A 24065-nucleotide genomic window follows, 5' to 3' on the forward strand; every position below is an offset into this window, starting at 1 on the left:
CCCAGGGCCTCTCCTGGCGCGGACCGTAGGTATCACTCGGTTCCCGGCGCATGAGGACGGCTCTCGGCGCGCACCCCCTCGACCAGGAGGCCCGCGCTACCAGGCGGCAGAAAGGCGAGGACCGTGCCACAGAGGGACACGGTCACCGAACCCGGCACCCAGCGCGCCCCGCGCCCCGGCTACGGGCAGCTCCTGCGCACCCGCGGGGCCTGGACGTTCCTGCTTCCCGGCTTCGCGGCGCGCCAGCCGTTCGCGATGCTCACGATCTCCATCGTGCTGCTCGTGCAGCACACCACCGGCTCCTACGGCACCGCCGGCGCGGTCTCCGCGACGACCGGTGTCGCCATGGCGCTCTTCGCGCCCTACAGCGGCAAGCTGGCCGACCGCTTCGGGCAGCGCGCCGTACTGCTGCCCGGCGTGCTCGTGCACTCCGCGGCGGGCCTCACGCTCACCGCGCTCGCGCTGTCCGGAGCCCCTACGTGGACGCTGTTCCTGGCCGCCGTACCCACGGGTGCCTCGACACCGCAGATCGGGCCCATGGTGCGCGCCCGCTGGGGCGTGAAGCTGCAGGATTCACCGCTGATGCAGACGGCCGCCGCCTTCGAGTCGGTCACCGACGAGTTCACGTTCGTGCTCGGCCCGCTGTTCGCCACGGCCCTGTGCACCGGCATCGACCCGGCCGCGGGCCTGCTCACCGAGGCGGCGCTCACGCTCGTCGGCGGCCTCCTGTTCGCCGCCCAGAAGGGCACCCAGCCTCCCGTGGCCGGCCTGGAGGAGCACGCGCGCGTGCAGCACACCTCCGCGCTCCGCGTCCCCGGTGTGCGCGTGCTGATCGTCACGTTCCTCGGCATCGGCTCCGTCTTCGGCGGCATGCAGGTCTCGCTCGCCGCGTACACCGAGTCGATCGGCGAGCCCGGCCTCAACGGCGTCCTGTACGGGATCTTCGCCGCGGGCAACATGCTCTCCGGCCTGGTCTGCGGCGCCATCGCGTGGAAGATCGCCCCGCAGCGCCGGCTGCTCGTCGGCTACACGGCGCTCGCCGTCATGGCCTCGGGGCTGTGGGCGGCACAGTCCGTGGTGCTGCTCGCCGGGCTCGGCCTGCTGGTCGGCGTGTGCATCGCGCCGTCCCTGATCACGGGCTACACGCTGGTCGAGAAGATCGTCCCCGTGGGCTCCCGCACCGAGGCCTTCACCTGGCTGACCGGCGCGGTCGCGCTCGGTCAGGCGGCCGCCGTGTCGGTGGCCGGACAGCTGGAGGACCGCCTCTGGGACGGTGCCGGATTCCTCGTCCCGATGGGCGGCACGGTGCTCGCCCTGGTGGTCATGTTCCTGCTGCGCTCGCGGCTCACGCCGCCCTCCACGGGGCGGACCGTGGCACGTGGTGTGGGTCACCGCGAGCCCGTGGCAGTGGACTGATCCCGCGGAATAGGTCACTATGGATCGTCGTTAGCACTCAACGAGTGAGAGTGCCAGGAGGAAGACACAGTGCCGACTTACCAGTACCAGTGCACCGAGTGCGGCGAGGGCCTCGAGGCGGTGCAGAAGTTCACCGACGAGTCCCTGACCGTGTGCCCCGCATGCCAGGGTCGCCTGAAGAAGGTGTTCTCGGCCGTCGGTATCGTGTTCAAGGGCTCCGGCTTCTACCGCAATGACAGCCGCGGTTCCTCGTCGAGCAGCAGCCCGGCCTCGTCCTCGGCGTCGTCGTCCGGCTCGGAGTCGAAGTCCGCCGACTCGAAGTCCTCCTCGGACTCGAAGTCGTCGACGTCGACCTCTTCGAGCTCGTCCAGCTCCTCGAGCTCTTCGACGTCCTCCGCCGCGTAAGCGGCGCCGCGAATTCTTACGAGACCCTGTCGTCTTCGGACGACAGGGTCTTCGGCGTTCCCGGCGTGACTAGTGTGCTGCCCCATGGCGACCAACTCAGGGAACGTACACGCACATGCCGCCGCCGAGATCGGTGTGATCGGCGGCTCCGGCTTCTACTCGTTCCTGGACGACGTGACAGAGGTTCGCGTCGACACCCCCTACGGGCCACCGAGCGACTCGCTCTTCCTCGGTGAGGTGGCAGGGCGGCGGGTCGCCTTCCTGCCCCGGCACGGGCGCGGCCACCATCTGCCGCCGCACCGCATCAACTACCGCGCCAACCTGTGGGCGTTGCGTTCCGTGGGCGTGCGCCAGGTCCTCGGTCCGTGCGCGGTGGGCGGCCTGCGGCCCGAGTACGGGCCGGGGACGCTGCTCGTGCCCGACCAGTTCGTGGACCGTACGAAGGCGCGGGTGCAGACCTACTTCGACGGTGAGCCGCTGCCGGACGGAACCGTGCCGAACGTCGTGCACGTCTCGCCGGCCGACCCGTACTGCCCTGCCGGGCGCCGGGTCGCGGTGAAGGCCGCGCGCGGCAAGGGCTGGGAGCCGGTGGACGGCGGGACGCTCGTGGTCGTCGAGGGGCCCCGGTTCTCCACTCGCGCCGAGTCGAAGTGGCATGCCGCCATGGGCTGGTCGGTGGTCGGGATGACCGGGCACCCGGAGGCGATGCTCGCCCGTGAACTGGAGCTCTGCTACACGTCGTTGACCCTCGTCACGGATCTGGACGCGGGCGCGGAGAGCGGCGAGGGCGTCTCGCACGACGAGGTGCTCCAGGTCTTCGCGGCCAATGTGGACCGACTGCGGACGGTGCTGTTCGACGCGGTGGCGGCGCTGCCGGCGGACGCGGAGCGGGACTGCTCGTGCGCGTCGGCGCTGGGCGGGATGGATCCGGGGTTCCGGTTGCCGTGACGCCGGCCTTCGGCACTCGGTTCCGGCTGCCGGGACGCGGGGATCCGAGGCTGGGCTCGCGGCGCCGGGGCTCCCGACGCCGGAACTGTCCCTTCGGGTGAGGGAGTTGTCCACAACCACTCGGTAATGCACGGGCTCCGGCGGGATGCGGCGCGGCGGCGGATCGTGTTCGGCGAGACGGGCGCGGCGCCCGTCCGGCCCGACCGATCCGCAGGCGGTGACGACTGTGTCCGCATCTGTACCTGTCCCGTACGAGCTCGGCATTCCTCCGACGTCCGAGGTGCCGCCCTTCCCTCCCGTGCGGGTGCGCGGCGGGCGGTGGCGGCCGGGGCGCCCGGGCGGGCGCCGACGCCGGCCGGCCGTGGCGGCGGGGCTCGCCCTGACCGCCGCGGCGCTGGTGGCCGCGGTGCCGTCGTCCGGCGCGGGAGGCGGGCCCGAGCCCCCGCGGGCCGGGGCGGCGCCGGGCGGGCGGGCCGCCGCGTCCGCCGTGACGGTGTCGGCGCCCGTACGGATCGCGGACGCCGGGGCCGTGCGGCTGCTGCGGCCGGGCGACCGGGTCGACGTGGTGGCGGCGCGGGCGGACGGCGGGGCGGGGGTGCGGGTACTCGCGTCCGGCGCCCGCGTGGCCTCCGTTCCGAAGCCGGGGCCAACTCTCGGTCAAGGCGGCGGAGTCGGCGAAACCTCGGCGGCGGGCGGGGCGTTGGTGGTGCTGACGGTGGAACGCGCGACCGCGACGCGGCTCGCGGGCGCCGGAGCCGCCTCTAGGTTGGCGGTGACGGTGTGGTGACGTATCTCTCCCCAAGTCCCTCGTTCGAGCTACCGAATTGGACAGGTCTGACCCGAACTGTCGTAGGTTGCGGAAGCGTTTGCTCCACAACCTGGACATGTGAAGAGAGGCCTTCTGGTGAGCGAGAACAACGAACCGAGCCTGTGGGAAGGCTTCAAGGCCTTCCTCATGCGGGGCAATGTGATCGACCTCGCGGTCGCCGTGGTCATCGGCGCCGCATTCACCAACATCGTGAACGCGGTGGTGGAAGGGGTCATCAACCCGATCGTCGGCGCGTTCGGAACGCAGGATCTGAACAAGTACGCGTACTGCCTCAAGGGCTCGTGCAAACCCGGCAGCGACGACAGCATCCAGATCATGTGGGGCACGGTCCTCAGTGCCGCCATCAGCTTCATCATCACTGCGGCCGTCGTGTACTTCCTGATGGTGCTCCCGATGGCCAAGTATCTCGCCCGGCAGGCCGCGAAGAAGGCGGAGAAGGAAGGCACCCAGGAGGTCCTGGAGGTCTCCGAGCTGGAGGTGCTCAAGGAGATCCGCGACGCGCTCGTCGCGCAGCGCGGCTCGGGGCACACCGAGCCCTAGCGGGGCTCGCCGCGGCCCTTCAGATGTGGTGGGGCGGCTTCTCGTCGAGGAAGCGGGCCAGGTCGGCGGCGCTGTTGTCGGCGGCCGTCGGCCGCTCGCCCCAGCCGCGGTCCGTGTCGTCGGAGGACTGCGCCGTCAGCGGATCGTCGAAGATCAGCGCGGCCTTGGGGTCGCGCTTCTTCGGATCGCGCTTCTCGGGGTCGGGGGCGGGGCTGCTCATGGCTCCAGGGTACGTCGCCGGGGGCGACGGCCCCCGCGGCGCCGGGTCAGACGGCCGTGAGGCCGTGGGACTCGAAGATCGCCTTGGCGGAGGCGAGCTGCTCGGGGGTGGGCGAGGGGGTGTCGTGCAGCGTGAAGGTCTTGCCCAGCGCCTGCCACTTCGCCTCGCCGAGCTTGTGGAAGGGCAGCACGTCGACCCGGGAGACGTTGCCGAGGGAGCCCGCGAAGGCGGCGACGCCCTCGATGTTGGCGGGGTCGTCGGTCAGTCCCGGCACGAGCACGAAGCGCACCCACACGTTCTTGCCGAGGTCGGCGAGGCGGTGTGCGAAGTCGAGGGTGGGCTGCAGCGGGCGCCCGGTGACGTGCTTGTAGGTGGCGCGGTCCCAGGACTTGATGTCGAGCAGCACGAGGTCCACGTCACGCAGCAGGGCGTCGGTGGCGCGGACGCCGAGGAAGCCCGAGGTGTCGAGGGCGGTGTGCAGGCCCAGCTCGTGCTTGAAGCGGTGCAGCAGCTCGCCGGCGAAGACCGGCTGGAGCAGGGGTTCGCCGCCGCTGATGGTGGCGCCGCCGCCGGCCGCCTCGATGAACCGGGTGTACTTGGCGGCTTCGGCGACGATCACGTCGGCGGCGGTGCGCTTGCCGTTGCGCATCTTCCAGGTGTCGGGGTTGTGGCAGTACAGGCAGGTCAGCGGGCAGCCGGAGAGGAACGTCACGAAGCGGGTGCCCGGCCCGTCGACGCCGGTCGACAGGTCCCAGGAGTGCACCGAGCCCTCGATGGGCCGACGGGTCGCGGCGGCGGCCGGGGTCGCGGCGTCGTTCGCGGTGAGGTTCTGGGTGAGCAGCACGGTCATGGCGTTCCTCCTCGTGTCCTGCGGGGTGTCTCGGTCGGGAGGAGCGGCTCAGAGGGAGCCGTGGAAGGTGCGGTTGATGACGTCCAGCTGCTGCTCGCGCGTCAGGCGGACGAAGTTCACCGCGTACCCGGAGACCCGGATGGTCAGCTGTGGGTAGTTCTCCGGGTGCTCCATGGCGTCCTCGAGCGTCGCCTTGTTCAGGACGTTGACGTTCATGTGGAAGCCGTCGCTGGCCATGAAGCCGTCGAGCACGCCGGACAGGTTGCCGATCCGCTCGGTGGGCGTGCGGCCCAGGGCGTCCGGGGTGATCGTGTTGGTCAGCGAGATGCCGTCCTCGGCGTCGTCGTAGGGCAGCTTCGCGACGGACAGGGCGGAGGCGATGTAGCCGTGCTCGTCGCGCCCGTTCATCGGGTTGGCGCCGGGGGCGAACGGGGTGCCGGCGCGGCGGCCGTCCGGGGTGTTGCCGGTCTTCTTGCCGTAGACGACGTTCGAGGTGATCGTCAGCACCGACTGGGTGTGCACGGCGTTCCGGTAGGTCGGGTGCTTGCGGACCTTCTCCATGAAGCCGTGGACGATGCGCTTGGCGATGTCGTCGACCCGGTCGTCGTTGTTGCCGTAGGCCGGGTAGTCGCCCTCGATCTCGTAGTCGACGGCGAGGCCGGTCTCGTCGCGGATCACCTTGACCTTGGCGTGCTTGATCGCCGACAGGGAGTCCGCGGCGACCGAGAGGCCCGCGATGCCGCACGCCATGGTGCGCAGGATCTCCTGGTCGTGCAGGGCCATCTCGATGCGCTCGTAGGCGTACTTGTCGTGCATGTAGTGGATGACGTTGAGCGCGTGGACGTAGGTCCGCGCCAGCCAGTCGAGCATCGCGTCGTACCGCTCGGCGACGACCGCGTAGTCGAGGTACTCGCCCTCGATGGGCTCGAAGCCCTCGACGACCCGCTTGCCGGACTTCTCGTCGCGGCCGCCGTTGATCGCGTAGAGGAGCGCCTTGGCGACGTTCACGCGGGCGCCGAAGAACTGCATCTGCTTGCCGACGGCCATCGCGGAGACGCAGCAGGCGATGGCGGTGTCGTCGCCGTACTTGGGGCGCATCAGCTCGTCGGACTCGAACTGGATGGCCGAGGTATCGATGGCGACCTGGGAGGCGAAGTCCTTGAAGCCCTTGGGGAGCTCGCGCGACCAGAAGACCGTCAGGTTCGGCTCGGGGGCCGGGCCGAGGTTGTAGAGGGTCTGCAGGGCGCGGAAGGTGGTGCGCGAGACGAGCGGGCGGCCGTCCTCGCCGATGCCGGCCATGGACCAGGTGACCCAGGTCGGGTCGCCGGAGTAGAGGTCGTTGTACTCGGGGGTGCGCAGGAAGCGGACGATGCGGAGCTTGATGACGAAGTCGTCGATGAACTCCTGGGCCTCGGACTCGGTGATCCGGCCGGCCTCGATGTCGCGCTGCAGGTAGATGTCGAGGAAGTTGTCGATGCGGCCGATCGACATGGCCGCGCCGTTCTGCTCCTTCACGGCGGCGAGGTAGGCGAAGTACAGCCACTGAACGGCCTCGCGGCCGGTGGTGGCCGGGCCCGAGATGTCGTAGCCGTACGACATGGCCATGGCCTTGAGCTCGTTCAGCGCCTTGATCTGCTCGGAGATCTCCTCGCGGTCCCGGATGATGTGCTCGGTGGGCCAGGCGGTGGCGAGTTCGTCCTTGTCGGCCTGCTTGGCGGCGATGAGGCGGTCGACGCCGTAGAGGGCGACGCGGCGGTAGTCGCCGATGATGCGGCCGCGCCCGTAGGCGTCCGGGAGGCCGGTGATGATGCCGGAGGAGCGGCAGGCACGGATCTCGGGGGTGTAGGCGTCGAAGACGCCCTCGTTGTGGGTCTTGCGCAGGTGGGTGTAGATGTCGCTGACCTGGGGGTCGGCCTCGTAGCCATAGGCGTTCAGGGCGCCCTCGACCATGCGCCAGCCACCGTTGGGCATGATCGCGCGCTTGAGCGGGGCGTCGGTCTGGAGGCCCACGATGAGGTCGTTGTGATTCGCGGGCGTGCCGTCGATGTAGCCGGGCCTGAAGGCGTCGATACGGGACGGGGTCTGCACGTCCACGTCGTGGATGCCGCGCTCGATCTCGTCCGGGAACATCCCGAGGAGCTTCTCCCAGACGGCGGTGGTGCGTTCGGTCGGTCCCGCGAGGAAGGAGCCGTCGCCCTCGTAGGGGGTGTAGTTCTGCTGGACGAAGTCGCGGACGTCGACGGCGTCGCGCCACAGCCCTCCCTTGAAGCCGTCCCAGGCCTCGCCGTGCGTCGTCTTTTCCGCGGGAGTGGCAGTCATCTGCGGCACCTTCCCCATCTCTTCGACCGGTGGGTTGCTACGTGTTCATTGCACTCCCGCGGGGCCTGCCGGAGGGGCGGCAATGGTCCTGAGTTCAGGACCGTAGGACCCTGCTGCGGGCCGGAAAACCCCGACACCTCCCGGCTGACCTGGGGTTTTCCTCGGGACTTTCGACCCCTGTTCGCTTGTGAATACATTCACAAGAAATGTGCCGGTTCTCCGGGACCCCGGCCGTGGCCGCACATGCGTGGACTGCGTGCCGATTCCCCCACGCCGCGGCCCGATCTGCTGGGGTGGGCGCATGACGTCCACGCCAGACAAGCGCTCCCCGATCCGCCGCATGGTCGAGAGGGGGCGCGACGAGGAACACCGGGCCGCGTCCCCGCTGGAGCTGTTCTTCGACCTCTGTTTCGTCGTCGCCGTCGCGCAGGGCGGGGCGGAGCTGGTGCACGCGATCGCGGAGGGGCACTCGGGCGCCGGCGTGATCGACTACGCGCGCGTCTTCTTCGCGATCTGGTGGGCGTGGATGAACTTCACCTGGTTCGCCTCGGCCTACGACAACGACGACGCGCTCTACCGCGTGATCACGCTCGTCCAGATCGCGGGCGTCCTGGTGCTCGCGGCCGGTGTCTCCCAGGCGTTCGCGCACGACAATTACCTGGTGGTCTTCCTGGGCTACCTGGTCATGCGGGTCGCCATGGCCACGCACTGGCTGCGGGCCGCCGCCTCCACCACGGGAGCCGAACGCCGGGTGGCCCTGCGGTACGCGGGCGGAGTGCTCGCCTGCCAGGTCGGCTGGCTGGCCCTGCTGTTCACACCCAAGGCGGCGCAGGGCTGGGTGTTCCTGGCGATGGCGATCCTGGAGATGTGCGTCCCCGTGTACGCGGAGCGGGACCGGCAGACGTCCTGGCACCCGCATCACATCGCCGAGCGCTACGGCCTGTTCACGATCATCGTGCTCGGCGAGACGATCGCCGCGGCGACGGTCGCGGTGAAGTCCGGCATCGAGGAGAACGACGCGCTCGGCGAGCTCCTGCCGATCGCCGCGGGCGGCCTCCTCGTCGTATTCGCCGCCTGGTGGATCTACTTCGCGGTGCCGATCCACGACCGGCTGCGCAGCAACCGCCAGGCGTTCGTGTGGGGCTACGGGCACTTCTTCATCCTCGCGTCGGCGGCGTCGATCGGAGCGGGCATCGAGGTCGCCGTCGAGCAGGCCGTGGGCAAGGCGCACATCTCCACGGCCGCGGCCTCCGCCGCCGTGACCGTCCCGACGGCGGTGTTCCTGCTCCTGGTGTGGGCTCTGCACGCGCGGTTCTTCAAGGCGGGGGCCGCCCAGCAGATGACCTTGCCGGTCAGTGCGCTGCTGGTGCTCGCGTGCACGTTCGCGGGGCACTGGGCGGTGCTCGCGGCGGGGATCGTCGCGGCACTCACGGTGGTGGTCGGAGTGACGCTGTCCGCGCGCGGCGGCGAGCCGCGGCCCGCCACCTGACCGACTCCGGCCGACACCCCCCGGCGGCGCCCCGGAAAGCGCCGCCGGTGGTACACCGGGCAGCGCCCCCTGCGGCGCCCCGGACAGCGCCCCGGACTGGCCCGGGCCCGGCGCCAACTGCCGTGGTAGGCATGGCACATGACGCCACGCAACGATGCCCTCACCGATGTCCCCGGCCTGCGCGTCGGACACGCCACCCGCGTCGGCAACGGATTCCTGACCGGTACGACGGTCGTGCTCGCCCCCGAGGGCGGCGCGGTCACTGCCGTGGACGTACGCGGCGGTGGCCCCGGCACCCGGGAGACCGACGCGCTCGACCCGCGCAATCTCGTGCAGCGGATCGAGGCGATCGTGCTCACGGGCGGCAGCGCGTTCGGGCTCGACTCCGCGGCGGGCGTGATGGCGTGGCTGGAGGAGCGGGGGCGCGGGGTCCCGGCCGGCGCCCGCCCGGGAGAGGTGGTGCCGGTGGTGCCCGCGGCGTGCGTGTTCGACCTCGGCCGGGGCGGCGACTGGCGGGCCCGGCCGGACGCGGCGACGGGCCGCGCCGCGGTCGAGGCCGCCGCCGCGACGGAGCCGGGCGCCCCCGTCCAGGAGGGCAACATCGGCGCGGGCACCGGCGCGCTCGTCGGGAAGCTGCGCGGCGGCATCGGCACCGCCTCCACGGTCCTCGACTCCGGGATCACGGTCTCCGCGCTGGTCGTCGCGAACGCCGCGGGCTCCGCCGTGGACCCGGCCACCGGGGCGCTGTACGGCGAGTTCTTCGCGGGGCGCGGACCGGTGACGTACCCGACGCCGGAGGCGCACGAGGCGGCGAGCAAGCGGATCGCGGAGGTGTCCGCGGCCAACGGCGTACAGCCCCTCAACACCACCCTCGCCGTCGTCGCCACCGACGCCGACCTCACCCGCGCCCAGGCGCAGAAGGTCGCCGGTACCGCGCACGACGGGATCGCGCGGGCCGTACGCCCGGTGCACCTGCTGAACGACGGGGACACGGTGTTCGCGCTCGCCACCGGGGAGCGGCCGCTCGACGCCGCGAACCCGCTCGCCCTCAACGAGGTGCTCGCGGCCGGTGCCGACCTCGTGACGCGGGCGATCGTGCGGGCCCTGCGCACGGCGGAGTCCGTGTCGGCCGGCGGCCGCACCCACCTCTCGTACGGCGATCTCTACGGGGGCCCGTCCGACGCCGTGTAACAGAGATCCACCACCGCGTAACAGAACTGCCCCTGTGGCTGCGTTCACAACAACCGGAAGGAACCCCTCCGGCCGTCTCGCGCTCTTCCCTCACATCGGTAGAGAAGCTGCGGAACAGCAGAAACCACGAAAAGGGGAGCAGACCGTGAGCAGGCAGAACATAGCCGTCGTGTGCGCGGCCCTCGCCGTCGGCGCACTGACCCTCACGGCCTGCGGCGGCGACGCCACCGCCAGCGACGACAGGGGCGGCGACGCCCCGAAGATCGCCATCTCCGCCAAGGACGGCTCGACCGGCGCATCGATCAACGCGACGGGCGTGAAGGTCAGCGACGGCAAGCTGACCCGCGTGAAGATGACCGAGTCGACGAGCGGCAAGACCGTCCCCGGCACGATCACGGCGAACGGCGCGGCATGGAAGCCGAAGGAGCAGCTGGAGCGCGGCACCAAGTACCGGATCTCCGCGTCCGCCAAGGACGACGGCGGGCACAAGGCCGCCGCCAACTCCATCTTCACGACGGTCTCCGGCGCCAACAGCTTCATCGGCACCTACACGCCGGACGACGGGTCGACGGTCGGCGTCGGGATGCCGGTCTCCTTCACGTTCGACAAGTCGATCACCAACAAGAAGGACGTGCAGTCGCACATCACGGTGACGTCCAGCAGCGGCCAGAAGGTCGTCGGCCACTGGTTCGGCGCGCAGCGCCTCGACTTCAGGCCCCAGGAGTACTGGAAGGCCGGCTCCAAGGTCACCATGAAGATCGACCTCGACGGCGTCGAGGGCGCCAACGGGGTGCACGGCGTGCAGGACAAGACGGTGAGCTTTACCGTCGGCCGCGCGCAGGTCTCCACGGTCGACGCGAACACGCAGGAGATGACGGTCGTCCGCGACGGCAAGACGATCAAGACGGTCCCCGTCTCCACCGGAAGCAACCAACACCCGACGTACAACGGGCAGATGGTGATCTCCGAGAAGTTCGTCCAGACGCGCATGAACGGCGACACGGTCGGCTTCGGCGGCGAGTACGACATCGCGGACGTGCCGCACGCCATGCGCCTGTCCCAGTCCGGGACGTTCATCCACGGCAACTACTGGAGCTCGCCCGGCATCTTCGGCTCGCAGGGCACCAGCCACGGCTGCGTCGGCATGCGCGACGTGAAGGGCGCCGGCGGCGACACGACCGCCAAGTGGTTCTTCGACAACTCGCTCGTCGGCGACGTCGTCGTCATGAAGAACTCGCACGACGAGACGATCGCGCCCGACAACGGCCTGAACGGCTGGAACATGGCGTGGAGCCAGTGGAAGGCGGGCAGCGCCTCCTGACCCCAGGGCACTCTCACCGACACGGGCCGCGCGGGAACCTCCCGCGCGGCCCGCGCGTTGCCCAGGCACGTTGCTCAAAACCCGTTCCCCGTTTGTCATTTCACGGGCAGGAAGTCCGACCGACGGACTACGGTATGCACCCACGAGGTGACACGAAGCAATACTGGGAGGTGCCTTGAGCGCTCCGCATGACTCCGGCCCCGGTATCGGGTTCGGGACGGAACCGGACGCGTCACCCGAAGCACAGCTCGGGCGGCTCCTCGGACGCGCGCTCAACTCCTTCGACCTGCCCGACGAGGCACTGGAGCGGCTCGACGGCGCACTCGCGTACGCGGGCTCCCTGCACTCGGCCCACCACAGCGCGGGCCGCCACCGCGAGACATACCGGCACAACTGGCTGCTGATCGACGGCGGTTCGCTCACCCTCTGGGAGCTCGTGCACAACACGGGCCGGGACGGCACACCGCAGCACGAGGTCTACGTGTCCGAGGACGAGCTGCACCTGGCGACGGGACGCCTTCCGCTGCCCCAGGGAGCCGAGCCGGAGTTCGACCTCCACGTCCCCATGGCCCCCGTCGCACTCGCCCCGCCCCCGCCGCTGCACCGCACCTTCGGCGCCGCCGACCCGGACAGCTCCGTCGACCACGCCCGCCGCCTGCTGCGCCGCGCGGAGAACCCGGACGTCACGACGCGCCCCGGCCCCGGCACGGCCCGGCTGCTGCGCGAGGCGTGCGCACACCACATCACCCAGGCCTTCGGCGCCCGCGTCAGCCACGGCTTCGCGCTGTACGAGCACGCGTTCCTGCTGCGCGACGACTGCGAACTCAGTCTCTGGGAGGTCGAGCACACGGCGACGCCGGACGGGCGGCACAAGTGCGAGGTGTACGCGACGCAGGAGGCGGCGCGGGCGGCGATCGAACAGCGGGCGTCGACGCACCCACGGGCGCGCCGGTAACACTCCCCGGCCCCGGCCGGACTACCGGCGGCTGAACTCCCGTACAAGCCCCGCGAAAGCGTCCTGCTCATCGGCCGTCAGCGGCACCGACTCCAGCGCGGGCGCCCGGGACTGCGCCGGCAGCACACCCATCGGCAGCTGCGTCCGCGCCCGCGGTGGATCGAAGGCGACGGTGCGCACCAGGCGGACCAGTCCGATCACCCAGGCCACGGCCGCAAGAGCGACCAGGGCCAGGCCCAGCTGCTGAAGGATCGACACGTGCTCAGGCATGCGTTCCAGTGAACACCACGGTCCGGGACTTTGGTCCCGGACCGTGACGTATCTCGCAAGGCTCCGCAGGCCTCACCAACCATGCCAACCGCACCCATCACGCCGATTGCGGCAGACCTCACACCTTCGCGGGTTGCGCCGCCGTGGGCTCCGTGGCGGTCACCGGCTGCGACGCGGCGTGCACGGCCTCCGGCTGCCCGGCGGCGGCCGGCTGCTTGCGCACCGACTTGAGCAGGACGGTCAGCGCCGCCGTGACGCACGTACCGGCCGCGATCGCCACCAGGTACAGCCAGGCGTTGCCGATCAGCGGGACCACGAAGATGCCGCCGTGCGGGGCGCGGAGCGTGGCGTCGAAGGTCATCGACAGGGCGCCGGTGACCGCGCCGCCCGCCATGGAGGCGGGGATCACGCGCAGCGGGTCGGCCGCGGCGAACGGGATGGCGCCCTCGGTGATGAAGGAGGCGCCGAGGACCCAGGCCGCCTTGCCGTTCTCCCGTTCGGTCTTGGTGAAGAGCTTGCCGCGCACCGTGGTGGCGAGGGCCATTGCCAGCGGCGGCACCATGCCCGCGGCCATCACGGCGGCCATCACCTTGAGCGAGCCGTCCGTGGGGTTGGCGAGACCGCCGACCGCGAAGGCGTAGGCACATTTGTTCAAGGGACCGCCGAGGTCGAAGCACATCATCAGGCCGAGGATGACGCCGAGGACGATCGCGTTGGCGCCGGACAGGGAGTTCAGCCAGTCCGTCAGGGCGCTCTGCAGGGAGGCGATCGGCTTGCCGATCACCACGAACATCAGGAAGCCGACGACGATCGAGGAGAGCAGCGGGATCACGACCACCGGCATGATGCCGCGCAGCACGGCCGGAACGTTCACCTTCTGGATCGCCATGACCACGGCGCCCGCGATGAGACCGCCGACCAGGCCGCCCAGGAAGCCCGCGTTGGTGGTCACCGCGATCGAGCCGGCGACGAAGCCGGGCACGAGTCCCGGGCGGTCCGCCATGCCGTACGCGATGTAGCCGGCGAGGACCGGGACCAGGAAGGCGAAGGCCGCCTGGCCGGTGTAGAAGAGCAGTGCGGCCCAGCTGGTCGTCGAGCCCCAGTCGAAACTGTTGAGCAGCGTCTGGACCTTGACGTCGGCGACCTCGTAGCCGCCGAGCGCGAACCCGAGCGCGATCAGCAAGCCACCCGCCGCCACGAACGGCACCATGTAACTGACGCCCGACATCAGCCACTTGCGGAGCTTTGTGCCGTAACCATCCGTGGAGTCGCCGGAGTTGTCCACAGGTGTGGACGACGAGGGGGCGGCGTGGGCCGTGGTCTCGCCGCGGGATGCCTTGTCCCGGACCTCCGCGATGAGTTCGGCGGGGCGGTTGATGCCCGCCTTGACGCCGACGTCGACCGTGGGCTTGCCGGCGAAGCGTTCCTTCTCGCGGACGGGGACATCGTGGGCGAAGATCACGCCGTCGGCGGCCGCGATGATGGCCGGGTCGAGGCGGGTGAAGCCGGAGGAGCCCTGTGTTTCGACGACGAGTTCGACGCCGTCGGTGTCGCGGCCGGTGTTCTCCAGGGACTCGGCCGCCATGTAGGTGTGGGCGATGCCGGTGGGGCAGGAGGTGACTGCGACGATCTTGAAGGCCTCCTCCGGTGCCGCCGGGGCTTCCGGCGTCGGCGGGGCTTCCGGCGTCGGCGGGGCTTCCGGCGTCGGCGGGGTTTCCTCCTCCTTCGCGGGCTCCGGTGCCGGTTCGGGAGACGGCTCGTCGCCGCGTATCAGGGCCGCCGCTGCCTCCGCGTCCGTTGACGCGCGCAGGGTCGTCTTGAAGTCCTCGTCCATCAGTTGGCGGGCCAGGGAGGAGAGGATCGTGAGGTGGGCGTCGTCCGCGCCCGCGGGGGCCGCGATCAGGAAGATCAGGTCGGCGGGGCCGTCGGGGGCGCCGAAGTCGATGCCCTCGGCGCTGCGGCCGAAGGCGAGCGTCGGCTCGGTGACGTGTTCGCTGCGGCAGTGCGGGATGCCGATGCCGCCGTCGAGGCCGGTCGGCATCTGGGCCTCGCGGGCCGCGACGTCGGCGAGGAAGCCGTCGAGGTCGGTGACCCTGCCGAGGGTCACCATGCGCTGCGCCAGCGACCTGGCCGCCGCGTCCTTCGTTTCGGCGGACAGGTCGAGGTCGACCAGGTCCGCGGTGATCATCTCCGTCATCGCGGGCTCCTTTGCCTACGCATGCGTGGGGCTGCGGGTTGGGGTGACTTCCGTACGTGCGACGGCGGCGGCGTCGTCATCGCGCCGGCTCCTTCAGGGGGCGGTCCACCGGGACCTCGGCCGTCAGTTCCACCGCGTCCGGGCGGAGGTCCTGCGGCGTCGGCATCGCGCTGCCCGGCAGCTGGACCGCCGCCGCGCCATGGGCGACCGCCGAGGCCAGCGCCTTCGGGCCTTCGCCGCCCGCGATCAGGAAACCGGCGAGGGAGGAGTCGCCGGCGCCGACGTTGCTGCGCACCGCGTCGACGGGCGCCGAGGCGAACCAGGCGCCGCTCGCGTCGACCAGGAGCTGGCCGTCCGCGCCGAGGGAAGCGAGCACGGCGACCGCGCCCGACTCCCGTAGTTCCTCGGCCGCCTTGACCGCGTCGCCGACCGTGGTGAGCGGGCGGCCGACGGCCTCGGCGAGTTCCTCGGCGTTGGGCTTGACGACGTCGGGGCGCATCCGGAGGGCGGCAAGGAGCGCGGGTCCGGACGTGTCGAGCGCGATGCGGGCGCCTGCCGCGTGCGCGCGGGCGACCAACTCGGCGTACCAGGAGGGCTCCAGGCCGCGCGGCAGGCTGCCGCAGCAGGCGATCCAGTCGGCGCCCGCGGACCGCTGCCGCACGACGTTCAGCAGCGACTCGGCTTCCGCGGCGGTCAGTTCGGGGCCCGGGGCGTTGATCTTCGTGAGGGTGCCGTCCGCTTCCGCGAGGGCGATGTTCGAGCGGGTGTGGCCCTCGACCGGGACGGGGGCGACCTCGATGCCCTGCCCGTCGAGGAGTTCGGCGACCAGGGCGCCGGGCGCGCCGCCCAGCGGAAGGACGGCCAGTGTGGGGGCTCCGGCGGCGGCCACGGCCCGCGACACGTTGACGCCCTTGCCGCCCGGGTCCATGCGCTCGCCGCTCGCGCGGACGACCTCGCCGCGGTCGAGGCCGGGGACCTCGTAGGTGCGGTCGAGGGAGGGGTTGGGGGTGACGGTGAGGATCATGCGGGTGCCGTTGCCTTCGTGCTCGGGGTGGTGCGGGTGGTGCCGGTGCGGGGTGCCGGTCATACGCGGTGCACCTCCGTGCCGCCCGCCTCGATCGCCGCGGCGTCCTCGGGGGCCAGCCCGGTGTCCGTGATCAGCAGGTCGACGTCGGCGAGGCCACCGAAGCGGGCGAAGTGCTCCTGGCCCCATTTCGCGGAGTCGGCGAGCAGGACGACGCGGCGGGCGGCGGCGACGGTGGCCCGCTTCACGGACGCCTCGGCGAGGTCGGGCGTGGTGAGTCCGGCCTCGGTGGAGAAGCCGTTGGCCGCGAGGAAGAGGACGTCCGCGCGGATCTCTCCGTACGCGCGCAGAGACCAGGCGTCGACGGCGGCGCGGGTGCGGTGGCGGATGCGGCCGCCGACGAGGTGCAGTTGGATGCCGGGGTGGTCGGCGAGGCGGGCCGCGGTGGGCAACGAGTGGGTGACGACGGTCAGTTCGGCTTCCAGCGGGAGCGCGGCCGCGAGCCGGGAGACCGTCGATCCGGCGTCGAGGATCACGCTGCCCTCGGCCGGCAGTTCGGCGAGCGCGGCGTGGGCGATGCGGTCCTTCTCGTCGGCCGCGGTGCCCTCGCGCTCGGCGAGGTCGGGTTCGAAGTCGAGGCGTCCGGCCGGGATGGCGCCGCCGTGCACGCGCCGGACGAGGCCCGCGCGGTCGAGGGCCTTCAGGTCGCGCCGGATGGTCTCGGCGGTGACCTGGAACTCCTCGGCGAGCGACAGCACGTCGACCCGGCCGCCGTCGCGGGCGAGGCGGAGGATCTCCTGCTGGCGCTCGGGTGCGTACATGTCCGGTTACCTGTGCTCTCGTCTGCGGATCTGCCCGAATGTGTGGCTCATTTCTGAGGCTACGGCCGGATTTCCAGAAAGTAAACAGGTTCGGGCATTCGACAAACACAAACGGGCATGGGTCGTGGTCTGCGCGTACGAGACAGGGCCCGGCCCTCCGGCGAGGAGGACCGGGCCCTGTGCGCGGCGGGCGGCGGGCGGCGGGCGGCGGGCGGCGGGCGGCTACTGGCCCATCACGTACTTCACGGTCGGGCCCGTGGTCCAGCCGCCGTCCACGGCCAGCTCGGCGCCGGTCATGTACGAGGAGTCGTCCGACAGCAGGAACACGACGGCCTTCGCGATCTCGTCGGCCTCGCCGACGCGGCCCATCGGGGTGTTCGGGTAGTTCCCCTCGCCCTGCTGGATGCCGACCTGCGCGGTCATCGGGGTGTACGTCATGCCGGGGTGCACGGAGTTGACGCGGATGCGGGCCGTGCCCTGCTCGACCGCCGCGATCTTGGTGAGGCCGCGGACGCCCCACTTCGAGGCGCCGTACGAGGAGGTGAGCGCGAGGCCCATCAGGCCGGCCGCGGAGGAGATGTTGACGATGGAGCCGCCGCCGGCCTCCTTCATCGCGGGGACGACGGCCTTCATGCCCGCGAAGACGCCGACGAGGTTGACGTCGAGGACCTGGCGGAAGCGTTCCACGCTCTCCGTCTCGAACGGCATGCCCGTAGAGATTCCGGCGTTGTTGACCAGGCCGTCGAGGCCGCCGAACTCGGTGGTGGCGTGGGCGAGGGCGGCCTGCCACTCGGTCTCCGACGTGACGTCGAGGTGGACGTAGCGGGCGGTTTCGCCGAGGTCGGTGGCGAGGGCCTTGCCTTCCTCGTCGAGGACGTCGCCGATGACGATGTTGGCGCCGGCGGTGGTGGCGATGCGGGCGATTTCGGCGCCTATGCCGCGGGCTCCGCCGGTGATCAGGACCGTCTTGCCGGTGAGGTTGTTCATTTCGGCTCCCTTTGGATTCGGTTCCCCGTGGTTGACGACTCGGGGCTCCGCCCCGGACCCCGCGCCTCAAGCGCCGGCGGGGCTGGATTGTTTGGCTCACGTCCCCCGTGGTTGACGACTCGGGGCTCCGCCCCGGACCCCGCGCCTCAAGCGCCGGCGGGGCTGGATTGTGCTGACGTCCGCGCTTCGGCCGCCGGAGTGTCGCGCGCCGAAGTGTCGAGTACCGGGTCGATCCGGTTCAGGCACTCCAGGGCCAGCGCCGCCGGGCCCCGCGGGCCCGGCGGGGGTGCGTCCGAGTGGGACCAGGTTTCGACCGCGACCCGCACCGCCGTGGTCGCCAGCCCGGCGAGCAGGCGCAGGTGCAGGTCGGGGGTGGCCGGTCCGCCCGTGCGGGTCGCGAGGACCGTGAGGAGGGTCGACTCCGAGACGCGGCACGTGTCGCTCCAAACGGCTCGCAGCGCCGGGCTCTCGTCGGTGAGGCGGAGCAGGGCGCGGACCCAGTGGAGGGAGGCCGCGTTCGCCGGGTCGTCGCCGGTGAGCGCGTGTTCGGCGGCGTACCGCAGCGCGGCGGGGACCGGCAGGTCGGCCGGTGCCTCGCGGACGGCCTCCGCCCACTGGTGGGCCCCGGCGTCGAGGAGCGGCGCGACCGATTCCTCCTTGGTCGCGAAGTAGCGGTAGAAGGTGCGCGGCGCGATGCCCGCCGCCCGCGCGATGTCCTCCGCGCGCGTGGCCCGCAGGCCGTCCCGCGTGAACAGTTCGGCCGCGGTGCGGGCGATGTCCTGGCGCGTGGCGGCCTTGCGTCGCTCCGTCAGCGTCGGGATCGTCACCGCAGTACCTGCCATACGGGCATGGTATGCCTCTATGGCACAATCTGCCACTGCCAAGTAATGACCATGCCAAGTGGATCGACCCCGATCGAAACAACCCGGGTCGATCCGGATCGATCCGGATCGACCAACCCACGTGAGCGAGGCGAGAGCGGTGCGGCGGCGGCACTTTCTGAGGACGACGGGCCTGGCCGGAGCAGGGGCGGGCGCCCTGGCCCTGACCGGCTGCGGTGCGGGCGACGGGAGCGACAGCGCAGACGGCGAAAAGGTCACGCTCGACCTCCTCGTGTCGAGCTACGACAAGAGCGTCGGCGCCTCCATCGGCGACCAGTGGGACGACGTCGTACGGGCCTTCGAGAAGAGGCACCCGGACATCCACGTCGAGGTGGAGCGCGTCCCGTTCCTCAAGATCGACGCGGTCCTCGCCCGCCGGGTCAAGGACGGCCGCGCGCCCGACATCGCCCAGGGCCACCTCTTCGCCCCGTACGCCGAGGACCGCCTGCTGTACTCGGCGGAGCAGCTCTTCGACGTCCCCACGGAGGCGAACTTCGTCCGCTCGTTCGCCGACGCGGGCCGGGTCGACTCCGTGCAGTACGGCATCCCGATCCTCGCCAGCACCCCGCGCCTCTTCTACAACACGGGCCTGTTCGAGCGGGCCGGCCTCGCGGGCCCGCCCCGCTCCTGGGCCGAACTCCGCGCCGCCGCACGGGCCTTGAAGACCATCGGCGTGCCCACCCCGTACGCCCTCCAGTTCGGCCCCGAGGCCGCGGAGGACGAATTCCTCGCGTGGCTGCTCTCGGGCGGCGGCGGTTACGGGGACGTCGACGGGTACGACTTCGGCGCCGCCGAGAACAAGGCGACGCTGACCTGGCTGCGCGACGAACTGGTCCGGCCCGGACTCGCGGGCGCCGACCCGGGCAGGCTCACCAGGACGCAGGCGTACGCCCAGTTCCTCGCGGGAAAGGCCGGCATGCTCATCGCCCACCCGGTGCTGCTCGGCGCCGCCGACAAGGCGCGGCTGCCGTACGCGCACGCCGCGTTCCCGCTCATGGAAGGGAACGAGGCGGCGCCGCCGGTGGGGCTCAACGACTGGATGATGGCGTTCAGGAGCGGCGGCCATGTGACGGAGGCCGGGAAGTTCCTGACGTTCCTGTTCGGCACCGGCTCGGCGAAGACGTACGGGGGCGCGCAGGCCACGCTTCCGGTGACCGTGACGGCCTCCGACGAACTGCGCGCGGACCGTTCGCAGCGGAAGCTGTGGAAGTTCGTCGACCAGATGCCGGACGCGGAGTTCCACCCGGTGGGCCTGCGCTCATGGCCCAAGGTGCGCGCCGCGGTGCGCGAGCGGATCGGCCGGGCGGTGGCTCCCGGCGGCAGCCCCGCCCGGGTCCTGGAGGACCTGGACAACGTGAGCCCCCTTTAGAGCCCCATTTGGAGCCCCTCCGGCGATTGAGGAGCGGGACCCGGGGCAGAGCCCCGCGACCGTCACACCAACTCCCGCTCCACAGCCACGTCCTCCACCTCGACATCCTCGACGTCCCCCGAAACAATCTCACCCGAACCGCCGGAGGCCTTCGGCAGCGCGAACATCAGCGCGAAGAGCCCGACGAGGACCCCCGCCACCCACACCAGCGCGCTGCGGAACCCGTCCACGAACGCCGCGTTGCCGACGCCCTGCGCGAACTTGTCCTCCACCACGTTGAAGAAGACGACGGAGGCGAGGCTGAGGCCGAGTTGCATGTAGAGCATCCAGGTCAGGAAGAAGATGCCGGTGGCGATACCGAAGACGGTCTGCACGGCGATGCCGGGCGCCATTCCAGGCCCGCGATGTTCCACTCGGTCAGCAGCGCGCCGAGCAGCGGCCCGGTCACGGCGCCCATGCCGACGATCGCGCCGAACAGGCCGAAGACCTTTCCGCGTTCGTGCGCGGGGAACGTCGCGTGCACGATCGAGAGGACCTGCGGCACCATCATCGCCGCCATGCCGCCCTGCACAATGCGCGAGGCGACCAGCATCTCGGGGTTCGCGGCGAAGCCGCACAGCGCGGAGGCGACCGTGAATCCGGCAACCCCGAGCAGGAAGAGCCTTCCCCAAGCTCTCAACTACGTTCGAGCAGGGGAGACCCCATTCGGCCGAAGATGTCGCCGAGCCGGCCGCCCGTGATCAGCAGCGCGGCGAAGGCGAGCGCGTAACCGGCGGTGATCCACTGGATCTGTCCGGTCGAGGCGCCCTCGTCGTGCTGGATGGTCGGCAGGGCGACGTTGACGATCGTGACGTCGACGAGGTCCATGAAGGCCGCCGTCATCACGATGGCGAGGGCGAACCAGCGCCTGCGCGAGGGGTCTCGGGTGGGGTCTGCGGTCGGGGCCGCGGTGGAGGTCATACGAAAAAGCCAGAAGCCATCTAGGGCTTGTCGTTTGGATCAGGCCGGATCAGGGAGCGGGGCCTGGTGCGTGCGATCGCAAGGCGGAGGAGGGAGGCGACGCGGAGCGTCGTCGACCGACGACAACGCCGCGAGCGTGCGTGCCAGGCCCCGCGAGCCCGGCCTGATCCAAACGACAAGCCCTAGGTCAGTTCGTGTCCTAGATGCGCGGCATTCTGGAACCATGGAGAACATGACGCCGTCACCGACGGACACCCCGGCCCGGCTCCTCTCACTCCTGTCCCTGCTCCAGACCCCGCGCGAGTGGCCCGGCGGCGAGCTCGCCGACCGTCTCGGGGTCTCGCGGCGCACCGTGCGCCGCGACATCGACCGGCTGCGTGACCTCGGCTATCCCGTGCAGGCCACGCTCGGCGCGGACGGCGGCTACCGGCTCGTCGCGGGCAAGGCGCTGCCGCCGCTCGTGCTCGACGACGAGGAGGCGGTGGCGATCGCGGTGGGCCTGCGGGCCGGCGCGGGCCACGCGGTGGAGGGGGTCGAGGAGGCCTCGCTGCGGGCCCTCACCAAACTCGAACAGGTACTGCCCTCGCGGCTGCGCCACCGGGTGGCCACGCTCCAGACGGCCACCATCCCCCTGACCTCGGGCGACGGCGCGACGATCGCGCCCGAGACGCTCACCGTGATCGCCTCGGCGGCCGCGGGCAGCGAGCGTCTGCGCTTCGGCTACCGGGCACGCGACACCGTGGAAACGCGCCGCTTGGTGGAGCCGCACCGGCTGGTCTCGACGGGCCGCCGCTGGTATCTGGTCGCCTACGACATCGACCGCGAGGACTGGCGCACCTTCCGCGTCGACCGCATCTCGGACCCGTTCGCCACGGGCGCGCGGTTCGCTCCGCGGGAGGTGCCGGAGGGCGACGCGGCGGAGTACGTACGCCGCTCGGTGTCGTCGTGGGGCGCGGGCACGTCGTACGACCTCGACGTCGAGTTCGAGGCACCGGCGGAGGCGATCGCGGAACGGATCCCGGCGGCGGTCGGGATGCCGGAGCCGCTCACGGAAGACCGATGCCGCCTACGAACGACGTCGACGGACCCGGTCCACTGGACGGCGGTCCGCCTGGCGATGACGGGCTACGACTTCACGGTGCGCGGCCCGGAGGAACTGACGACAGCGGTACGCGAGTTGGGCGCACGACTGGTCCGATCAAGCCCCGCCGGCGATTGAGGCGCGGGGCCCGGGGCAGAGCCCCGAGACCGCAACCCCGGCCGGCCGCAACATCAGGCGGCGGCGTCGAAACCCGTGTCCCGTGCCAACTTCTTCAGCTCAAGAAGCGCATGCTTCTCGATCTGGCGTATCCGCTCGCGCGTCAGACCGTGCTCCTTGCCGACCTCCGTCAGCGTCCGCTCGCGCCCGTCCTCGATCCCGTACCGCATCTTGATGATCGACGCGGTGCGCTGGTCGAGCCGGCCGATGAGGTCGTCCAGCTCCTCGCTGCGCAGCAGCGTGAGCACGGACTGCTCGGGCGACACCGCGGAGGTGTCCTCGAGCAGGTCGCCGAACTGGGTCTCGCCCTCGTCGTCCACCGACATGTTCAGCGAGACCGGGTCGCGGGCCCAGTCCAGGACGTCGACGACGCGCTCCGGCTTGGCGCCGAGCTCGGCGGCGATCTCCGTGGGCTCCGGCTCGCGGCCGTGCTCACGGTTGAACTCGCGCTGCACGCGGCGGATCCGGCCCAGCTCCTCGACCAGGTGGACGGGGAGGCGGATGGTGCGGGACTGGTCGGCTATGGAACGCGTGATGGCCTGGCGGATCCACCACGTCGCGTACGTGGAGAACTTGAAGCCCTTGCGGTAGTCGAACTTCTCGACCGCGCGCACCAGGCCGGCGTTCCCCTCCTGGATCAGGTCGAGCAGGGGCAGCCCGGACCGCGGGTAGCGGCGGGCGACCGCCACGACGAGCCGGAGGTTCGACTTGATGAAGATGTCCTTCGCGTTCTCCGACGCCGCGACCAGAGCCTCCAGCTCCTCGCGGGACGCCTCGACGGCGGCCTTGCTGTCGGAGACCGTGCCGTCGAGGATCTGCTGGGCGTAGACGCCCGCCTCGATGGTCTGGGACAGCTCGACTTCCTTGGCGGCGTCGAGCAGCGGTGTGCGTGCGATCTCGTCGAGGTACATGCCGACCAGGTCGCGGTCGGCGATCTCCCCGCCTCCTGCGCGAACACTGCGTGCCGCGTCAGTCTCACCAGTGGCGGCGGACTTACGACGGGCTACGGCACGGGTTGCCATGCGTGCTCCCTTGCGGTGGTAGGTCGGCTGTACGCCCCTTGCGGGGCTTAACGGGTGCCCTGCATCCGATGGAATCAACGACTGGAATCCGGACAGAATTCCCAAGCCGCCCATCTTTTTTCTGATCATGCAGTACCCTGTCGCGCCACACCGCGCGAAGAGGGGAGACACGATGGTGTCCGATTCCACAGAGGTGCAGGTCAGGCCGGGAGTCGAGGACGACCTCAGAGTCCTCACGGACCTCTACAACCACTATGTGCGTGAGACGCCGATCACGTTCGACACGGCCGTCTTCACTGCCGAAGAGCGACGTCCTTGGCTGCTCTCCCACCTGGAAGACGAACGGCACCCGCTCCTGGTTGCGACCGCGACGCCCTCGGACCGGATCCTCGGCTACGCCACGGCCAGCCCGTTCCGCCCGAAGGCGGCGTACGACACCTCGGTGGAGGTCACCGTCTACCTCGCGCCGGACGCGGGCGGCCGCGGCGTGGGCACGCTGCTCTACAAGGCACTCTTCGAGGCGCTCGCGGACCAGGACGTGCACCGCGCCTACGCGGGCATCGCCCAGCCCAACGAGGCCTCCGGCCGTCTGCATACCCGCTTCGGCTTCCGTCATGTCGGTACGTACCGCGAGGTGGGCCGGAAGTTCGGCAGGTACTGGGACGTGGCCTGGTACGAGAAGGCGTTGCCGCAGGGGCGTTAGGGCTTGTCGTTTGGATCAGGCCGGATCAGGGAGCGGGGCCTGGTGCGTGCGATCGCAAGGCGGAGGAGGGAGGCGACGCGGAGCGTCGTC

23 protein-coding genes and 1 pseudogene are annotated in these 24065 nt (G+C 71.0%); 12 read left to right on the plus strand and 12 right to left on the minus strand.

Annotated elements, in window-relative coordinates; all coding sequences use genetic code 11:
• The first annotated feature begins 123 nt into the window (after positions 1–123).
• From ACIA8D_RS32435 to mscL, 5 genes are all read left to right on the plus strand, one after another.
• Positions 124–1416: an MFS transporter gene (locus tag ACIA8D_RS32435; RefSeq protein ID WP_399237744.1), complete on the plus strand. Its 1293-nt coding sequence runs from the start codon at positions 124–126 to the stop codon at positions 1414–1416.
• Positions 1417–1485: 69 nt separating this feature from the next.
• Positions 1486–1821 (plus strand): FmdB family zinc ribbon protein, encoded by a 336-nt coding sequence (locus tag ACIA8D_RS32440; RefSeq protein ID WP_399237745.1) that lies wholly within the window; start codon positions 1486–1488, stop codon positions 1819–1821.
• Positions 1822–1905: 84 nt separating this feature from the next.
• On the plus strand, positions 1906–2769 hold the full coding sequence (locus tag ACIA8D_RS32445) for an S-methyl-5'-thioadenosine phosphorylase (RefSeq protein WP_399237746.1): 864 nt from the start codon (positions 1906–1908) through the stop codon (positions 2767–2769).
• A 226-nt stretch (positions 2770–2995) separates the two neighbouring features.
• Complete coding sequence (locus tag ACIA8D_RS32450; RefSeq protein WP_399237747.1) at positions 2996–3556, plus strand: hypothetical protein; 561 nt, start codon at positions 2996–2998, stop codon at positions 3554–3556.
• Between the two features lie 114 nt (positions 3557–3670).
• Positions 3671–4138 carry a large conductance mechanosensitive channel protein MscL gene (gene mscL, locus ACIA8D_RS32455; RefSeq protein WP_399237773.1) on the plus strand — a complete coding sequence of 156 codons (468 nt, stop codon included), beginning with the start codon at positions 3671–3673 and terminating at the stop codon, positions 4136–4138.
• Between the two features lie 19 nt (positions 4139–4157).
• Here the strand turns inward: mscL and ACIA8D_RS32460 are convergent, their stop codons facing one another.
• Genes ACIA8D_RS32460 through pflB form a run of 3 tightly spaced genes read right to left on the minus strand, consistent with a single transcriptional unit; the run spans position 4158 to position 7527 of the window.
• On the minus strand, positions 4158–4358 hold the full coding sequence (locus ACIA8D_RS32460; RefSeq protein ID WP_399237748.1) for a hypothetical protein: 201 nt from the start codon (positions 4356–4358) through the stop codon (positions 4158–4160).
• Between the two features lie 46 nt (positions 4359–4404).
• The gene (pflA, locus tag ACIA8D_RS32465) at positions 4405–5208 is read right to left on the minus strand and encodes a pyruvate formate-lyase-activating protein (protein ID WP_399237749.1); all 804 of its coding nucleotides are present in this window, start codon (positions 5206–5208) and stop codon (positions 4405–4407) included.
• A 48-nt stretch (positions 5209–5256) separates the two neighbouring features.
• Positions 5257–7527, minus strand: coding sequence for a formate C-acetyltransferase (gene pflB, locus ACIA8D_RS32470; protein WP_399237750.1), 2271 nt, complete (start codon positions 7525–7527; stop codon positions 5257–5259).
• A gap of 301 nt (positions 7528–7828) precedes the next feature.
• Here pflB and ACIA8D_RS32475 point away from each other — a divergent pair, with 301 nt between their 5' ends.
• The 4 genes from ACIA8D_RS32475 to ACIA8D_RS32490 all read left to right on the plus strand — a co-directional run bounded on the left by ACIA8D_RS32475 (position 7829) and on the right by ACIA8D_RS32490 (position 12483).
• On the plus strand, positions 7829–9016 hold the full coding sequence (locus ACIA8D_RS32475; RefSeq protein WP_399237751.1) for a low temperature requirement protein A: 1188 nt from the start codon (positions 7829–7831) through the stop codon (positions 9014–9016).
• A gap of 138 nt (positions 9017–9154) precedes the next feature.
• Positions 9155–10207, plus strand: coding sequence for a P1 family peptidase (locus ACIA8D_RS32480; protein ID WP_399237752.1), 1053 nt, complete (start codon positions 9155–9157; stop codon positions 10205–10207).
• A 145-nt stretch (positions 10208–10352) separates the two neighbouring features.
• Positions 10353–11528: an Ig-like domain-containing protein gene (locus ACIA8D_RS32485; protein WP_399237753.1), complete on the plus strand. Its 1176-nt coding sequence runs from the start codon at positions 10353–10355 to the stop codon at positions 11526–11528.
• Between the two features lie 175 nt (positions 11529–11703).
• Complete coding sequence (locus ACIA8D_RS32490; RefSeq protein WP_399237754.1) at positions 11704–12483, plus strand: DUF6227 family protein; 780 nt, start codon at positions 11704–11706, stop codon at positions 12481–12483.
• A 21-nt stretch (positions 12484–12504) separates the two neighbouring features.
• Here the strand turns inward: ACIA8D_RS32490 and ACIA8D_RS32495 are convergent, their stop codons facing one another.
• The 6 genes from ACIA8D_RS32495 to ACIA8D_RS32520 all read right to left on the minus strand — a co-directional run bounded on the left by ACIA8D_RS32495 (position 12505) and on the right by ACIA8D_RS32520 (position 18624).
• On the minus strand, positions 12505–12753 hold the full coding sequence (locus tag ACIA8D_RS32495; protein ID WP_399237755.1) for a hypothetical protein: 249 nt from the start codon (positions 12751–12753) through the stop codon (positions 12505–12507).
• A 118-nt stretch (positions 12754–12871) separates the two neighbouring features.
• A complete protein-coding gene (locus ACIA8D_RS32500; RefSeq protein WP_399237756.1) occupies positions 12872–14950 on the minus strand; it encodes a fructose-specific PTS transporter subunit EIIC in 2079 nt (692 codons plus the stop codon).
• Positions 14951–15026: 76 nt separating this feature from the next.
• Positions 15027–15974 (minus strand): 1-phosphofructokinase, encoded by a 948-nt coding sequence (pfkB, locus tag ACIA8D_RS32505; protein WP_399237774.1) that lies wholly within the window; start codon positions 15972–15974, stop codon positions 15027–15029.
• A gap of 59 nt (positions 15975–16033) precedes the next feature.
• Complete coding sequence (locus ACIA8D_RS32510; RefSeq protein ID WP_399237758.1) at positions 16034–16795, minus strand: DeoR/GlpR family DNA-binding transcription regulator; 762 nt, start codon at positions 16793–16795, stop codon at positions 16034–16036.
• A 222-nt stretch (positions 16796–17017) separates the two neighbouring features.
• On the minus strand, positions 17018–17782 hold the full coding sequence (locus ACIA8D_RS32515) for a glucose 1-dehydrogenase (protein ID WP_399237759.1): 765 nt from the start codon (positions 17780–17782) through the stop codon (positions 17018–17020).
• Between the two features lie 146 nt (positions 17783–17928).
• Positions 17929–18624, minus strand: a complete 696-nt coding sequence (locus tag ACIA8D_RS32520) for a TetR family transcriptional regulator (RefSeq protein WP_399237762.1) — start codon at positions 18622–18624, stop codon at positions 17929–17931.
• A gap of 121 nt (positions 18625–18745) precedes the next feature.
• On the opposite strand from ACIA8D_RS32520, the gene ACIA8D_RS32525 reads away from it, so the two are divergent.
• The gene (locus ACIA8D_RS32525; RefSeq protein WP_399237763.1) at positions 18746–20032 is read left to right on the plus strand and encodes an extracellular solute-binding protein; all 1287 of its coding nucleotides are present in this window, start codon (positions 18746–18748) and stop codon (positions 20030–20032) included.
• Positions 20033–20094: 62 nt separating this feature from the next.
• Here ACIA8D_RS32525 and ACIA8D_RS32530 read toward each other — a convergent pair whose 3' ends face one another.
• Together ACIA8D_RS32530 and ACIA8D_RS32535 are read right to left on the minus strand one after the other, a co-directional pair.
• On the minus strand, positions 20095–20406 hold the full coding sequence (locus tag ACIA8D_RS32530) for a hypothetical protein (RefSeq protein ID WP_399237765.1): 312 nt from the start codon (positions 20404–20406) through the stop codon (positions 20095–20097).
• Positions 20407–20414: 8 nt separating this feature from the next.
• Positions 20415–20992 (minus strand): annotated as a pseudogene (locus tag ACIA8D_RS32535) (MFS transporter); the annotation flags it as partial.
• Between the two features lie 223 nt (positions 20993–21215).
• On the opposite strand from ACIA8D_RS32535, the gene ACIA8D_RS32540 reads away from it, so the two are divergent.
• Positions 21216–22211, plus strand: a complete 996-nt coding sequence (locus ACIA8D_RS32540) for a helix-turn-helix transcriptional regulator (RefSeq protein WP_399237767.1) — start codon at positions 21216–21218, stop codon at positions 22209–22211.
• Positions 22212–22264: 53 nt separating this feature from the next.
• On the opposite strand, the gene ACIA8D_RS32545 is transcribed toward ACIA8D_RS32540, so the two are convergent.
• Complete coding sequence (locus ACIA8D_RS32545; RefSeq protein WP_399237769.1) at positions 22265–23272, minus strand: RNA polymerase sigma factor RpoD/SigA; 1008 nt, start codon at positions 23270–23272, stop codon at positions 22265–22267.
• A gap of 172 nt (positions 23273–23444) precedes the next feature.
• Between ACIA8D_RS32545 and ACIA8D_RS32550 the strand changes: the two genes are divergently transcribed.
• Positions 23445–23975, plus strand: a complete 531-nt coding sequence (locus ACIA8D_RS32550; RefSeq protein WP_399237770.1) for a GNAT family N-acetyltransferase — start codon at positions 23445–23447, stop codon at positions 23973–23975.
• Positions 23976–24065: the final 90 nt, after the last annotated feature.

The organism is Streptomyces sp. NPDC051684 (assembly GCF_044453445.1).
In the GTDB taxonomy this organism is placed as follows: Bacteria; Actinomycetota; Actinomycetes; order Streptomycetales; family Streptomycetaceae; genus Streptomyces.

Coding starts and splice junctions, on each gene's coding strand:
- ACIA8D_RS32445 (WP_399237746.1), top strand. CDS start 1,906: ATGGCGACCAACTCAGGGAACGTACACGCACATGCCGCCGCCGAGATC.
- ACIA8D_RS32460 (WP_399237748.1), bottom strand. CDS start 4,358: ATGAGCAGCCCCGCCCCCGACCCCGAGAAGCGCGATCCGAAGAAGCGC.
- pflA (WP_399237749.1), bottom strand. CDS start 5,208: ATGACCGTGCTGCTCACCCAGAACCTCACCGCGAACGACGCCGCGACC.
- pflB (WP_399237750.1), bottom strand. CDS start 7,527: ATGACTGCCACTCCCGCGGAAAAGACGACGCACGGCGAGGCCTGGGAC.
- ACIA8D_RS32475 (WP_399237751.1), top strand. CDS start 7,829: ATGACGTCCACGCCAGACAAGCGCTCCCCGATCCGCCGCATGGTCGAG.
- ACIA8D_RS32480 (WP_399237752.1), top strand. CDS start 9,155: ATGACGCCACGCAACGATGCCCTCACCGATGTCCCCGGCCTGCGCGTC.
- ACIA8D_RS32495 (WP_399237755.1), bottom strand. CDS start 12,753: ATGCCTGAGCACGTGTCGATCCTTCAGCAGCTGGGCCTGGCCCTGGTC.
- ACIA8D_RS32500 (WP_399237756.1), bottom strand. CDS start 14,950: ATGACGGAGATGATCACCGCGGACCTGGTCGACCTCGACCTGTCCGCC.
- pfkB (WP_399237774.1), bottom strand. CDS start 15,974: ATGATCCTCACCGTCACCCCCAACCCCTCCCTCGACCGCACCTACGAG.
- ACIA8D_RS32510 (WP_399237758.1), bottom strand. CDS start 16,795: ATGTACGCACCCGAGCGCCAGCAGGAGATCCTCCGCCTCGCCCGCGAC.
- ACIA8D_RS32515 (WP_399237759.1), bottom strand. CDS start 17,782: ATGAACAACCTCACCGGCAAGACGGTCCTGATCACCGGCGGAGCCCGC.
- ACIA8D_RS32520 (WP_399237762.1), bottom strand. CDS start 18,624: ATGGCAGGTACTGCGGTGACGATCCCGACGCTGACGGAGCGACGCAAG.
- ACIA8D_RS32540 (WP_399237767.1), top strand. CDS start 21,216: ATGGAGAACATGACGCCGTCACCGACGGACACCCCGGCCCGGCTCCTC.
- ACIA8D_RS32545 (WP_399237769.1), bottom strand. CDS start 23,272: ATGGCAACCCGTGCCGTAGCCCGTCGTAAGTCCGCCGCCACTGGTGAG.
- ACIA8D_RS32550 (WP_399237770.1), top strand. CDS start 23,445: ATGGTGTCCGATTCCACAGAGGTGCAGGTCAGGCCGGGAGTCGAGGAC.